This is a genomic window from Paenibacillus sp. GbtcB18 (assembly GCF_019091125.1).
Lineage (GTDB): Bacteria > Bacillota > Bacilli > Paenibacillales > NBRC-103111 > Paenibacillus_F > Paenibacillus_F chitinolyticus.
Genome location: NZ_JAGXJX010000002.1, coordinates 1,050,297 through 1,063,625, shown reverse-complemented (window position 1 = coordinate 1,063,625; position 13,329 = coordinate 1,050,297). Strand labels below are relative to the sequence as shown.

Here is a 13,329-nt window from a genome sequence, read left to right as displayed (position 1 = left end):
GATATCCACTCCATTTTAGCGGAATCACATATAGTGTACGGTAAGACAATAACTCACCGAGAGGGGATACGAAAGATGGGTTATGTTGGAGGAGTAGGTGGAGTAGGCGGAGTTGGCGGAGTAGGAGGATGCGGATACGGTGGCATAGGTACGAGCGTAGGTGCGATTCTGGTTCTGTTCATTCTGCTGGTTATCATCTCCCGCACGTTCCTGTACTAATTTTCGTATAAGTTCCGGCGGTCCGGGTTACCGGCCGAAGGCGTTCCTGAACAAACCCCAGGCTGCTTGCAGCGGGGGTTTGTTCTTTTTTATGCGTTTTTTCCTTCTAAAACGTTTAATTAAAGTGGAGGTCTTCTGCGAGATTCGCATTCCAAAATCAAGGAGGTACTGCCATGTATAAGGATTTGGAAGGAAAAACGGTCGTCATCACGGGAGCGTCCACGGGAATAGGAAGAGCGGCTGCGGTTCGTTTCGGCCAAGAGAAAGCGAATGTCCTGATCAATTACTTGAGCCATGAAGAAAACATTCCCGCCTTGATCGCTGAAGTGGAAGCCGCGGGGGGCAGAGCGCTGGCGCTCCGGGGAGACGTGACCAAAGAAGAGGACGTGAAGAAGCTGGTCGAAACCGCCCACGAGCATTTCGGTTCTCTGGACGTAATGATCAACAACGCGGGAATCGAGAATGAAGTCCCTTCTCAGGAGTTGTCCGCCGACGATTGGCGGAAAGTGCTGGACGTGAATCTAACCGGGGCGTTTCTCGGCAGCAGAGAAGCCATTTCCTATATGCTGGAGCATGAAATCAGAGGAGCCGTTATCAACGTTTCAAGTGTGCACGAAATGATCCCTTGGCCGCATTTCGTTCATTATGCGGCGAGCAAAGGCGGGATCAAAATGATGACCGAGACGCTGGCGCTGGAGTTTGCGCCCAAAGGAATCCGGGTGAACAATATCGGCCCGGGAGCGATCAACACGCCCATCAACGAGATAAAATTCGCCGACGAGCAGGCACGCGCCGGCGTGGAAGCCCTTATTCCGATGGGATATATCGGCAAACCGGAAGAGATTGCGGCCGTAGCCGCCTGGCTGGCTTCGTCGGAGTCCAGCTACGTCACCGGCATCACGCTGTTTGCGGATGGTGGGATGACCAAATATCCGTCGTTCCAAGGAGGAAGAGGCTGAGAGAGGAGAGAACTCACATGAACAAAACATGGTGGAAAGAAAGCGTCGTGTACCAGATTTATCCGTCCAGCTTCAAGGATTCGGACGGGGATGGCCGAGGGGACCTGCGCGGGATCATTTCCAAGCTGGATTATCTTGCGGAGCTTGGCGTCAACGTCATCTGGCTGTGTCCGATCTACCTCTCGCCGGGCGCCGACAACGGCTACGATATCAGCGATTATTACGCGATCGATCCGCAGTACGGTACGATGGAGGATTTTGACGAGCTGCTTCTGGAAGCGCGCAAGCGCGGGCTGAAGATCATGATGGATCTTGTGCTGAACCATACTTCGGACCAGCATGCCTGGTTTAAAGAATCGCGTTCTTCCAGGGACAATCCCAAGCGGGATTATTATATTTGGAGGAAGGGAAAAGAGGGTCTTTTCCCTAACAACTGGGAGTCTTATTTCAGCGGCAGCGTCTGGGAACACGACACGGAGACGGACGAGTATTACATGCATCTGTATTCGAAACATCAGCCCGATCTCAATTGGGAGAACGAGGAGATGGTCGAAGAACTCTTCCGGATGGTGCATTGGTGGCTCGGCAAGGGAGTGGACGGTTTCCGTTTCGATGCGATCGCGCATATCGTAAAAGCGCAGGGGCTGCCCGACGCCGATAATCCGAAGCATTTGCCCGTTGTGCAGGCTTACCAGCTTTTTTCGAACCTGGAAAAGGTACATACGCTGCTGCACAAGCTCAATGATCGGGTGCTGTTTAATTACGACATCATGACGGTCGGCGAAACATCCGGACTGGGCCCGGAGCAGGCGCTGGATTACGTGGGGGACGAGCGTCATGAGCTGAACATGGTTTTCCAGTTCGAGCATATGAATCTGGATGCGGCTTCTCCGGGTACGGGGAAGTGGGTATCCAAGCCTTGGACCCTGCTGGAGCTTAAAAATGTGATGAGCCGCTGGCAGACGGTTCTACACGATAAAGGCTGGAACGCCAACTATCTGGGCAATCACGACCAGCCGCGTCCCGTGTCCAGATTCGGAAACGACGGCCCCTACCGCGTGGAATCCGCCAAAATGCTCGCCACGTTTTTGCTGACGCTGGAGGGGACGCCGTATATTTTTCAGGGGGAAGAAATCGGCATGACCAACGTCGCGTTCGATCTCATCGACGATTACCGCGATGTGGAAACGATCAACTATTACAAGCAGGCTAAGCTGCTCGGCAAGCCCCAAGACGAAGTGATGAAGGCGATTTGGAAAAAAAGCCGGGACAACGCCCGCACCCCCATGCAGTGGGACGACACGGCGAACGCCGGATTTACGACGGGGGAACCGTGGATCAAAGTCAATCCGAATCATCCGGAGATCAATGCGGTTGCAGCGACAGCCGATCCGCGGTCCATCTTCCACTACTACCGCAGCCTAATCGCGCTTCGTAAAAAGCATCCCGTCATCGTTTACGGCGAGTACAAGCTTCTGCTTCCGCTAGACACGGAAATTTATGCATACACGCGGACGCTGAACGGGGAGAAGCTGCTGGTGATTCTGAACTTTTTCGACGGAACGCCGGAGTTTACATGGCCGGAAGAGCTGGGAGAAGGGAAGGACGCGGAGCTTCTCCTTTCCAATTACGATCCCGTCTCCGGCGAAAATACCGGCGTTCTCAAACTGCGCCCTTATGAAGCCAGAGTTTATCTGCTCGGTTGAGTGGAGCGTTTTATCGGCATAGACAAGTTCTTTGACCGGATGGTATGATGAACAGAACACAATCGAATATGGTAAAAACAGGTGCGGAGCCCATTCGAACGGATCAGACAGTCCATAAGAACCGGGTTCGGCTTAAAACGGGAAGTTCGGTGAAAGACCGACGCGGACCCGCCACTGTAAGGAGCCCCCTGCAACCGCAGGGGAAAATTTTTTCGGCAACAACGTCACTGGATAATCCGGGAAGGCGCCGAAAAAAGCTTCGAGCCAGGAGACCTGCCTGTTTAAAATAACACTAGATAACCTACGAGGATTTAGGGAGGTGTTGAGAACGGCTGAATCGCTGCCAACGGCGGTTTGCCGGAACGTGGGCGTACAAGTTTGCCCGGTGCCGGCGACTGTGCGGGTTGGAAGCATATGCGGGATATTCCCGCTTAATGGCTCGAAAGTTCGAAGCATTTCTATCCGAATAGGATAGAAATGCTTTTTTTATTGTCCGGACGGGATGAAGAGCAAACGGCAAGCCGCCGGAAGGCACACCGCCGTGCATATATAAGGCCACCTGTACGAAAACGGACAGGGAAGGCCGGACGGCTCGATAACGGTTGTTCAGCGGAAGTGCCGGAGTTTTTTTACAGGGAAGAGGAGGAATGGGAATGGCCGGTAAACTGCTTATCATCGGATTTGGCCCCGGAGACGAAGCCCATATTACAAAACGCGCGCGCGAGGCGATTTCGGAAAGCGAAGTCATTATTGGCTATAACACTTACGTGGATCTGATCCGCAGCCTGATCGACGGCAAACAGGTCGTGCGTACGGGCATGACCGAGGAAGTGAGCCGTGCGCAGGAAGCCGTCAGACAAGCGGAGGCCGGGCGCAAGGTGGCCGTTATATCCAGCGGCGATGCGGGTGTCTACGGCATGGCGGGTCTCGTGTACGAGGTGCTGATCGAGAAAGGATGGAAGCCGAGCGAGGGCGTGGAAGTCGAAATCGTGCCCGGCATCTCGGCGATCAACTCATGCGCTTCGCTGCTGGGAGCGCCCGTGATGCACGATGCGTGCACGATCAGCCTCAGCGATCACCTGACGCCGTGGGATCTCATCCGGCGCAGAGTCGAGGCGGCCGCATCCGCCGATTTCGTCATCGCGTTGTACAACCCGCGGAGCGGCAGAAGAACGCGCCAGATCGTGGAGACGCAGCAGATTTTGCTGAAACACCGCTCTCCCGATACGCCGGTGGGGATCGTGAAAAGCGCCTACCGCGACAGGGAGCATGTCGTGCTGACGACGCTTGCGGAGATGCTGGAGCATGATATCGGCATGCTCACGACGGTGATTATCGGCAACTCTGCGACCCGCAACTACGAGGGACTCATGATTACGCCAAGGGGCTATCAGCGTAAGTATACGCTGGACAGCGATATCCAGCCCCTGCGCCCTCATGAGCGTCTCCGACGGGAAGCCGAGCCGTGGGCTCTGGAGCAGGAAGAGGAAACCGGCGCGGAAGCAGCACCCGCCTTGGGGGAACAGTCCGATGCCGTTTTGCGGTCAGCGGAAGAGCGGGAAGCCGGCGGCGCCGTCCTGCCGTCCTTCTTCGACGAGGACGAATACGGGGATGACGGTTACGGCGAATACAGCCCCGAAGCCGAAGGGACCGGCACAACCGACGATTACGACCGCGAAGATTCGACGGTTCGCATACAAGCGGAGGGGACGCGGTCCGCGTACGATACGCCCGCGTCTTCGGGAGCCGGGGAGTACGGTGACTCGGCGGTTGCGGTCGCCGTACGTCCGCCTGCCGCACTTGCACAGGCTGTCGCTTCGGTTCCGACCGCTTTTGAGCTTGCGGAGGAAGCGCTTCGTCTCGTAACGGGCGAACCCGGCGGTTCGGCAGCTTCCGCTTCCCCGGGCGGATTTTTCCGCCAGCAGGCTATTCTCGAATTCGCGGTCAGCCCCGGACTTGCGAACAAAAATCTCACTGCCAAACAGCTGATGGTCCTCGCGGACGCTGTCGGCGATACGGGAACGATGGAGTATACCCCCCATCATCAACTGCTCGTCAAGCTGCGGACCGACGATCCCGATTCCGTAACGAAACGGCTTCGCGGAGAAGGGCTTCTGCTGGCTCCGGTCGGCGATGTGGTCCAGATCAAAGCCTGCGACTTCTGCAATATGGACAAAGGCGACGCCGTGCCGTATGCGGAGGAGCTTCACGATCTTCTGGGTGGAGCGGCCGTGCCCAAAGAGATGAAGATCGGTTTCAACGGCTGCGGCATGGCCTGCTACGGCGCGGTGAAGGAAGATATCGGCATCGTTTACCGCCGGGAGAAGTTTGATCTGTTCCTCGGGGGAAAAACAGTCGGCCGCAATGCCCACGCGGCGCAGCCCGTTGCGGAAGGCATCGAGCCGGACAAGCTGGTCGAGACCATTGAGCGGATCGTCGCCCGGTACCGGAACGAAGGGCATCCGAACGAACGGTTCCATAAGTTTTTTGCCCGCGTAAAAGAGCTGGAGGGCTACCGGCACCGGGAAGTCCCGGCTTTTCAAATCGAAAACGCTTTGTGCGGAGATTAACGAACCCGAAAACTATAGGATTTCTTTTCGTTTTCTTTTCAATATTGGGATACAAAAAAAGGAGGCAGAGCCGATGGATGCGGTACTGTTTGTAGGTCACGGAAGCCGTGACGCGGAAGGGAACAGCGAGGTCCGGGCGTTTGTAAGCCGGCTCGCCGAAACGATGGAACAGGCCATTATCGAAACCTGTTTTTTGGAGCTTGAAAAACCGACGATTTCGCAAGGGATACAGACTTGCGTCAACAGAGGGGCCACACGAATTGCCGTGGTGCCGATCATTTTATTTTCCGCCGGTCATGCCAAAATTCATATTCCGGGTGCCATTGACGAAGCGAAAGAGCGTTACCCGGGCGTACAGTTCATTTACGGACGTCCTATCGGCGTACATGAAGGTGTAGTCGACATCATGACGGCAAGACTGGGCGGGGCGGACCGGTTCCGTGAGGAAACGCCGGGAGATACCGCCGTGCTGGTTGTCGGACGCGGAAGCAGCGATCCCGATGCGAACAGCGAGCTGTTCAAAATTTCCCGCCTGCTCTGGGAAAAGCTCCAGATTCCCTGGGTTGAAACGGCATTTATCGGCGTAACGGCGCCGCTTCTGGAGAACGGCATCGAGCGCTGCCTGAGATTGGGCGCGAAGAAAGTGATCGTGCTGCCTTATTTTCTTTTTACGGGGATTCTGATCAAACGGATGGAAGGCATGCTGCTCGACTTCTCCCTGCGCTATCCCGATTGTACGTTTGAGATGACCGATTATTTCGGCCTTGATCCGATTCTTGGCGGCATTCTCCGCGACCGCGCGGGCGAGGCGCTTCAGGACGAGGTGAAAATGAACTGTGATATGTGCTCTTTCCGTCTGGAAGCGATGAAACATATCGATCACCACCATCATCACGATCACGACCATGATCACCACCATGAACACGATCATCACCATGGGCATCACCATGGGCACCACCATCATGACCACGACCACGAACATCGTCACGACCACGTTCACGGACATGCGCACGATCATGATCACGACCATGCGCACGGAGAGGAACATCACGGTCACGACCATGCGCTCGGAGAGGAGCCGCACACTCATGGTCATGCGCATGACCATGGTGAGCATGAGGCGCTCGGGCATAACCGTGCGGACGACCGCCGAGCCGGAGACGAGACCGGTGCCTCCGGCGGCGAAGCGTCCCAGCGGGCGACGTCTGCGCCGGGCCCTGTAGCCGCAGGCGCGGACGGCAGGGAGGGAGGACGATGATCCTCCTCCTGGCCGGTACAAGCGACGCCCGCGAGCTTGCGGTGCTGCTGGCGCAGGCCGGGCACCGCGTGCTGGCGACGGTCGTCACCGACAGCGCCGCCAAGAGCCTGGCCGACGCGGGCATCGCCGCAGCCGTCGGTCGCCTCGACGCCGAAGCTCTGGCGGCGCTCATCCGGCGCGAAGAGGTCGCGCTCGTCGTAGACGCGAGCCATCCCTTCGCGGAGGAAGCTTCGCGCAACGCCATGGCGGCGTCGAAAGCGGCGGCTGTGCCGTACGTCCGCTACGAACGCGAAGGGTCGGACCTGCAGGTCCGGCCCGGCATCGTGTTTGCGGACGATTACGCGCACGCCGCCGAGCTGGCGGCCGTTCGCGGCGGTGTCGTCATGCTGACGACGGGCAGCAAGACGCTGCACGTTTTTGCCCGGCGCCTTGGCGGGCTGCCGGACGTGAGGCTCGTCGCCCGCATGCTCCCGCGTCTTGACAATATGGAGAAGTGCGAGGAGCTCGGAATCGAGCAGCGCAATATCGTGGCGATGCAGGGTCCTTTTTCCAAGGAATTGAACAAGGCGCTCTATGCGCATTACGGCGTGACGCTGATGATTACCAAAGAAAGCGGAAAAATCGGTGCCGTGGACGAGAAGCTGGAAGCGGCTCTGGAGATGGGGATCGAAACGATCGTGATCGGCCGTCCGGGCCTGGAATACGGCATTCATTTTTCCGATTATGAAGGCGTGCTGAAAGCGGCCGCCGATCTTTTGCAGGAGGTATCTTCCTAATGGACTTTCGTACCGAATTTAAACCGCTGACGGTTCAGCCGCAGGAAATCGAAGCGAAAAGCTTCGAGATGATTACGGAGGAGCTGGGTCCTCATGAATTTACCGAGGAGCAGTATCCGGTTGTACAGCGGGTCATTCACGCATCGGCCGATTTCGAGCTGGGCCGAAGCCTTGTTTTTCACCCCCGTGCCATAGAAGCCGGAATTGAAGCGATCCGGGCGGGCCGCACGGTCGTGGCGGACGTTCAGATGGTGCAGGTGGGGATCAGCAAGCCCCGCCTCGAGAAATTCGGCGGCAAGGTCAACGTGTACATCTCCGATCCGGACGTGATGGAAGAGGCCAAAAGGTTGAACACGACGCGCGCGATCATTTCGGTCCGCAAGGCGATCCGTGAAGCCGAGGGCGGGATTTTCGCTATCGGGAATGCTCCTACGGCTTTGCTGGAGCTGATTCGTCTGGTCAAGGAAGGGGAAGCGCGCCCGGGCCTTATCGTAGGCGTTCCGGTCGGTTTCGTTTCCGCGGCGGAGTCCAAAGAAGAGCTGCTGCAGCTCGACGTGCCGTTCATTACGAATATCGGCCGCAAAGGAGGCAGCCCGGTCGCGGTGGCGGCGGTCAATGCGCTGTCTCTGATGGCAGAGAAGCGGGGGTAAGCTTACGCCTATGGAAGAGCAGGGAGCCAAACCGCTCCGCCACGGCTACACGACAGGCTCCTGTGCCGCCGCAACGGCCAAGGCGGCTCTGACCGCGCTGATCGAGCAAGAGCTGCAAAGCGAAGCGACGATCCGGCTGCCGATCGGGGAGGTCGTCACGTTCACGATGACGGCCTGCTCGGTCGGAGAGGAATCGGCTTCTGCCGAGACGGTCAAAGACGGGGGAGACGACCCCGATGCGACTCACGGCGCCCGGATTATTACCGAGGTGAAGTGGCGATCGGAACCCGGGATCGTCATCGACGGGGGAATCGGAGTAGGCCGGGTCACGAAACCGGGTTTGCCCGTTCCGGTCGGCGAGGCAGCGATCAACCCCGTTCCGCGCAAAATGATCCGGGAAGCGGTAGAAGACGTCCTGAACGTGTACGGTTCCGATCGCGGCGTTCAAGTAGTCGTTTCCGTTCCGGACGGCGAGGAAATCGCGAAGAAAACATTGAACGGCCGTCTGGGGATCATCGGCGGCATTTCTATTCTGGGAACGCGGGGAACCGTCGTCCCTTTTTCCACGTCGGCCTACAAAGCGAGCGTGGCCCAGGCGATTCGGGTCGCCGTACGCTGCGGCTGCGAGCACATCGTGCTCTCGACCGGAGGACGTTCGGAGAAGTTCGGCATCGACCTGTATCCCGGGCTGCCGGAAGAAGCTTTTGTCGAGATGGGCGACTTTGTCGGCTTCGCTTTGAAGCAGTGCCGGGGCCAAGGCGTGAAGAAGATTACGCTCGTCGGCATGATGGGCAAGTTCTCCAAGCTGGCGCAGGGCGTCATGATGGTCCATTCAAAAAGCGCCCCGGTGGATTTCGGGTTTCTGGCCGAGCTCGCGGAAGCGGCCGGCGCGGATGCGGCGCTCACCCGTGAGGTGCTCTCGGCCAACACGGCCTCCCAGGTAGGGGACCGGATGCAGGAGCTGGGCCTGACGGCTTTCTTCGAGGAAATGAGCAGCCGCTGCTGCCGGGAAAGCTTGAAGGAAATGGGAATGGAGCAGGCGGCGGGGGAGAATGACGGAGCTGTCACGATTGAAACGTACCTGATCTCCATGAAAGCCCAGCTTCTGGGTCAGGCTGCTTTATACGGAAAGGGGAAAGACAAGTGAACAAACCCATTAAAGTGATCGGGATAGGGGACAACGGGGCGGATAGCCTGCTCCCGGCGTACCGGCAGTGGATCGAGGAAAGCGAGGTGCTGGTCGGAGGAGAGCGGCATCTGGCTTTTTTTCCGGATTACCGGGGGGAGAAGAAGGTGCTGAAAGGCAGCCTGTCGGCAATGACGGATGGGCTTGCGGCAGAGGAGCGGACGGTTGTCGTGCTGGCGTCGGGCGACCCTCTGTTCTACGGAATCGGCTCCCTGCTCGCGCGTAAGCTCCCGGTGGAGCTGTATCCGAATCTGAGCTCGCTCCAGCTTGCTTTCGCCCGGATGGGCGAGAGCTGGCAGGACGCGTACGTCGTATCGCTGCACGGCCGCAGCATCAAGGGCCTTGCCCAGCGAATCGACGGCAGGCCGAAGGTAGCGCTGCTTACGGACGAGCATAATACGCCGGCCGCTATCGCCGCTTATCTGCTCGAGTACGGCATGACCGAATACCGCGCTTTCGTAGCCGAGAATGCCGGAGGCGCCGCCGAGCGCACGGGCTGGTACGAGCTGGAGCAGCTTGCACGTACGGAGTGCGCTCCGCTTAACCTGGTCGTGCTGAAGCGCACGGGTCCTTCACCGGTCTGGCCGCTCGGCATTCCCGATGAGCAGTTCGTCCAGCGCAAACCGGACAAAGGGCTTATCACCAAACGCGAGGTGCGCGTGCTGAGTCTTGCCCAGCTTGCTCTCCGGCCGGACAGCGTGGTGTGGGACATCGGAACCTGTACCGGCTCCGTTGCCATCGAGGCGGGAAGGATCGCCCGCGAGGGGGCGGTTTTTGCCATCGAAAAAAACGAGGGAGATCTGGCCAACTGCCATGAAAACGCGCGGCGTTTCCGGGTCGATCTGACGGCCGTGCACGGAAGGGCGCCGGAAGGACTGGAGGCGTTCCCCGATCCCGATGCGATTTTCATCGGCGGTACCGGCGGAGAGATGAGGGAACTCCTGCGCATTTGCGCTTCGCGGCTGAAGCAAGGGGGCCGCATTGTGCTCAACGCCGTCACCATCGAGAATTTAAGCGATGCGATGCGAGCTTTTGCCGAAGAAGGGATGCGGACGGACATCCAGCTCGTCCAGATTTCGAGGAGCAAGCCGATTTTGCAGCTGACGCGTTTTGACGCGCTGAATCCGGTTTATATCTTGACTGCCGCGCACCCTGCTGAAGAGAATACGGATACATTCGACACATCTGTAGAAAAAGGAGACACAGCCACATGAGCGAATATGCAGCAAGCGGCACCCGTTCGGGTGGTGCCGGACAACCCGCGAATCGCGCGGAATCAAGCGCAGCAGGGACCCTGTACGGGCTTGGAGTCGGTCCGGGGGACCCGGAGCTTTTGACCGTTAAAGCGTTCCGCATTCTCAAGCAGTCCCCGGTAATCGCGTACCCGCGCAAAAAAAGCGGTGCCCAGAGCTACGCACTGAAAATTGCGGAGACTTACGTCGATACGACGGCGAAGGAAATGCTGGGGCTGACTTTCCCGATGACGAAAGACCGGGAAGCCCTCGAAAAAAGCTGGAACAAGACGGTGGATGCCGTATGGGAACATCTGGCCGCGGGCCGGGATGTCGCGTTTCTTACGGAGGGCGATCCCATGCTTTACAGCACGTTTATCCATATGATGCGTTTTCTGAAGCAGCGCCATCCCGAAGCGAAAACCGTATCGGTTCCGGGCATTTCTTCCGTCAACGCTTCCGCATCCCGGCTCGGCATCCCGCTGGCCGACGGAGACGAGCGGATCGCTATCGTTCCGGCAACGGACGATTACGGGGCGGTCCGGGAAGCGATCGAAGAGCACGACTGCGTCGTGTTTATCAAGGTGGCGAAAGTGATCGATCTTATGCTGCAGGTGCTCGGGGATCTCGGTCTTACGGACAAAGCGGCCGTACTCACGAAAGTGACGTCCGCCGAAGAATCCGTCTGGCTGGATGTGCGGGAACTCCAGGGCCGGCAGCTTGAATATCTGACTTTGATGGTGGTGAGAAAATGAGCCGTGTCGTTATTATCGGCGCGGGGCCCGGAGACCCCGATCTGATCACGGTAAAAGGACTTCGTCTGCTGCAGGAGGCCGATGTCGTCCTGTATACGGATTCACTTGTTAATGACGACCTGATCGCCCGGGCCAAGCCCGAAGCCGAGGTGCTCAAAAGCGCGGGCATGGAGCTGGACGAAATGGTCGCCCTAATGATCAAACGGGTGGAGGAAGGCAAGCTGGTCGCGCGTGTTCATACGGGCGATCCTGCCGTGTACGGAGCGATTATGGAACAGATGACTCTGCTCAAAAAAGCGGGCGTTCCCGTAGAAATCATTCCGGGCGTAAGCTCGGTATTCGGCGCCGCCGCAGCGCTTCAAGCGGAACTAACGATCCCGGATCTCACCCAGACGCTCATTCTGACGCGGGCGGAGGGCAGGACGCCTGTACCGGAAGCCGAGCAGCTCCGTGAGCTGGCCAAGCATCACTGTACCCTGGCTTTGTATTTAAGCGCAACTCTGGTCAAAAAGGTCGTCGGAGACCTGCTGGAAGCGGGCTGGAGCAAGGATACGCCGGTAGCCGTCGTTCAGAAAGCAACCTGGCCCGACGAGCTGATCGTCCGCACGACGGTGGAGAATCTGGAAGCGGATATGCGGAGCAACGGGATTCGCTCCCATGCGATGATTCTTGCGGGATGGGCGCTGGACCCTCATATCCACGATAAGGAATACCGCTCCAAGCTGTATGACAAATCGTTTACGCACCGCTACCGCCGCGGGGTGAAGCCATGATTTCCCTTCAGGAAGGAATTGTGCCGGAAATCCGGGTACGCTCCGATTATGCGGTTATCGCCATCACGAAGCACGGGGTAGAACTTGCCCGGAGCTTGCTCCGGTCTTTCGGCGGCGTGGACGTGTATTACATGAGCAAGTTCGCGCGCGGGGATGAGGACGTTGTCTTTAACGATGGCGCGGAGGGCTTGACGTCCGCAAGTACGGCCGCTTCCGGGACCGCATCAGGTGAAGCGGCTGCTCCCAATACGGCAAGCAGTCCTTACGGGAGCATCCAATTGTTCGAAGGAAGCGTCAGGATGCTGTTTCCCGCGTTATTTCCCGCTTACAAAGGGATTATCTGCATAATCTCGCTCGGAGCCGTAGTACGCATGATCGCGCCGCTGCTGCAGGACAAGAAAAAAGACCCGGGTATCGTCGTCATCGACGACAAAGGGGAACATGTCATCAGCGTGCTGTCCGGTCATTTGGGCGGCGCGAACGAGCTGGCCCGTGAAGTCGCCGCCGCGATGGGGGCCCGTGCGGTCATCACGACCGCTTCGGATGTTCAGAAAACGATCGCCGTTGATTTATTCGGCAGACGGTTCGGTTGGGAGTGGGAATCCGCCGAGAAACTGACTCCGGTCAGCGCTTCGGTAGTCAACGAAGAGCCGGTCGCCGTCGTCATCGAATCCGGGGAGCCGGGCTGGTGGACTCTGGACACCCCCGTTCCGCCGAATATCCGCAGCTACGGCAGTGTGCAAGAGGCGCTGGAAGCGGCGCCGCATGCGGCGCTCGTCGTCACGCACCGGCTGCTGTCACCGGCCGAGCAAGCGATTCTGAGCAACGGCGTCCTTTACCGGCCGAAGGTGATCGTACTCGGTATCGGCTGCAACCGGGGAACTCCCGCGGAAGAGATCGAGGAAGTGATCGCCTCCACGCTGGCCGAACTGGATTTTTCGATCCGCAGCGTAAAGACGGTGTGTACCATCAACCTGAAGGCGGATGAGGAAGGGCTTTTGGCCGTTTGCGGCAAGTATGGCTGGCCCTTGGTCACCTATACGCCGGAAGAGCTGAACGAAATGCCGATGGAACAGCCGTCTCCTACCGTGTTCAAATATACGGGCGCGTACGGGGTCAGCGAGCCTGCTGTTCAGCGATACATCGGCGGCTCCGTCCCCCTGGCCCTTGTGAAGAAAAAGTCTGGAAACGTAACGATTTCAGTGGGCATTCAGCCGTTCACCGAAGAGCTTCCCCAGTAAATAA

The 13,329-nt window shown here is 58.3% G+C and carries 12 protein-coding genes and 1 riboswitch; all 12 genes read left to right on the top strand.

Annotated features, from left to right (window positions below):
• The first annotated feature begins 75 nt into the window (after positions 1–75).
• A complete protein-coding gene (locus tag KVT34_RS10175) occupies positions 76–219 on the top strand; it encodes a hypothetical protein (RefSeq protein WP_217558448.1) in 144 nt (47 codons plus the stop codon).
• Between the two features lie 173 nt (positions 220–392).
• On the top strand, positions 393–1,178 hold the full coding sequence (locus KVT34_RS10170) for a glucose-1-dehydrogenase (RefSeq protein ID WP_217558446.1): 786 nt from the start codon (positions 393–395) through the stop codon (positions 1,176–1,178).
• A 17-nt stretch (positions 1,179–1,195) separates the two neighbouring features.
• Entirely contained in the window at positions 1,196–2,884 is a 1,689-nt protein-coding gene (locus tag KVT34_RS10165; RefSeq protein ID WP_217558444.1) for a glycoside hydrolase family 13 protein, read from the top strand.
• 106 nt (positions 2,885–2,990) lie between these two features.
• Positions 2,991–3,179: riboswitch (cobalamin riboswitch) on the top strand.
• 358 nt (positions 3,180–3,537) lie between these two features.
• Positions 3,538–5,454, top strand: a complete 1,917-nt coding sequence (cobJ, locus tag KVT34_RS10160) for a precorrin-3B C(17)-methyltransferase (protein ID WP_217558442.1) — start codon at positions 3,538–3,540, stop codon at positions 5,452–5,454.
• Between the two features lie 73 nt (positions 5,455–5,527).
• A complete protein-coding gene (locus KVT34_RS10155; RefSeq protein WP_217558441.1) occupies positions 5,528–6,712 on the top strand; it encodes a sirohydrochlorin chelatase in 1,185 nt (394 codons plus the stop codon).
• Positions 6,709–7,488: a precorrin-6A reductase gene (gene cobK / locus KVT34_RS10150; protein ID WP_217558440.1), complete on the top strand. Its 780-nt coding sequence runs from the start codon at positions 6,709–6,711 to the stop codon at positions 7,486–7,488. Before KVT34_RS10155 ends, cobK begins: the two co-directional genes overlap by 4 nt.
• Positions 7,488–8,138 carry a precorrin-8X methylmutase gene (locus KVT34_RS10145; protein WP_217558439.1) on the top strand — a complete coding sequence of 217 codons (651 nt, stop codon included), beginning with the start codon at positions 7,488–7,490 and terminating at the stop codon, positions 8,136–8,138. The genes cobK and KVT34_RS10145 overlap by 1 nt, the downstream gene beginning before the upstream one ends.
• 10 nt (positions 8,139–8,148) lie before the next feature.
• Positions 8,149–9,285, top strand: a complete 1,137-nt coding sequence (locus tag KVT34_RS10140; protein WP_217558438.1) for a cobalt-precorrin-5B (C(1))-methyltransferase — start codon at positions 8,149–8,151, stop codon at positions 9,283–9,285.
• The gene (cbiE, locus tag KVT34_RS10135; RefSeq protein ID WP_217558437.1) at positions 9,282–10,538 is read left to right on the top strand and encodes a precorrin-6y C5,15-methyltransferase (decarboxylating) subunit CbiE; all 1,257 of its coding nucleotides are present in this window, start codon (positions 9,282–9,284) and stop codon (positions 10,536–10,538) included. Before KVT34_RS10140 ends, cbiE begins: the two co-directional genes overlap by 4 nt.
• Complete coding sequence (gene cobI / locus KVT34_RS10130) at positions 10,535–11,311, top strand: precorrin-2 C(20)-methyltransferase (RefSeq protein ID WP_254634670.1); 777 nt, start codon at positions 10,535–10,537, stop codon at positions 11,309–11,311. The genes cbiE and cobI overlap by 4 nt, the downstream gene beginning before the upstream one ends.
• Positions 11,308–12,084 (top strand): precorrin-4 C(11)-methyltransferase, encoded by a 777-nt coding sequence (gene cobM, locus KVT34_RS10125; protein ID WP_009673080.1) that lies wholly within the window; start codon positions 11,308–11,310, stop codon positions 12,082–12,084. The genes cobI and cobM overlap by 4 nt, the downstream gene beginning before the upstream one ends.
• Entirely contained in the window at positions 12,081–13,325 is a 1,245-nt protein-coding gene (locus KVT34_RS10120) for a cobalt-precorrin 5A hydrolase (protein WP_217558436.1), read from the top strand. The genes cobM and KVT34_RS10120 overlap by 4 nt, the downstream gene beginning before the upstream one ends.
• Positions 13,326–13,329 lie beyond the last annotated feature (4 nt).

Excerpts from the sequence above, each read along its gene's own strand:
- KVT34_RS10175 (WP_217558448.1), top strand. The coding sequence starts at position 76 with ATGGGTTATGTTGGAGGAGTAGGTGGAGTAGGCGGAGTTGGCGGAGTA.
- KVT34_RS10170 (WP_217558446.1), top strand. The coding sequence starts at position 393 with ATGTATAAGGATTTGGAAGGAAAAACGGTCGTCATCACGGGAGCGTCC.
- KVT34_RS10165 (WP_217558444.1), top strand. The coding sequence starts at position 1,196 with ATGAACAAAACATGGTGGAAAGAAAGCGTCGTGTACCAGATTTATCCG.
- cobJ (WP_217558442.1), top strand. The coding sequence starts at position 3,538 with ATGGCCGGTAAACTGCTTATCATCGGATTTGGCCCCGGAGACGAAGCC.
- KVT34_RS10155 (WP_217558441.1), top strand. The coding sequence starts at position 5,528 with ATGGATGCGGTACTGTTTGTAGGTCACGGAAGCCGTGACGCGGAAGGG.
- cobK (WP_217558440.1), top strand. The coding sequence starts at position 6,709 with ATGATCCTCCTCCTGGCCGGTACAAGCGACGCCCGCGAGCTTGCGGTG.
- KVT34_RS10145 (WP_217558439.1), top strand. The coding sequence starts at position 7,488 with ATGGACTTTCGTACCGAATTTAAACCGCTGACGGTTCAGCCGCAGGAA.
- KVT34_RS10140 (WP_217558438.1), top strand. The coding sequence starts at position 8,149 with ATGGAAGAGCAGGGAGCCAAACCGCTCCGCCACGGCTACACGACAGGC.
- cobI (WP_254634670.1), top strand. The coding sequence starts at position 10,535 with ATGAGCGAATATGCAGCAAGCGGCACCCGTTCGGGTGGTGCCGGACAA.
- cobM (WP_009673080.1), top strand. The coding sequence starts at position 11,308 with ATGAGCCGTGTCGTTATTATCGGCGCGGGGCCCGGAGACCCCGATCTG.
- KVT34_RS10120 (WP_217558436.1), top strand. The coding sequence starts at position 12,081 with ATGATTTCCCTTCAGGAAGGAATTGTGCCGGAAATCCGGGTACGCTCC.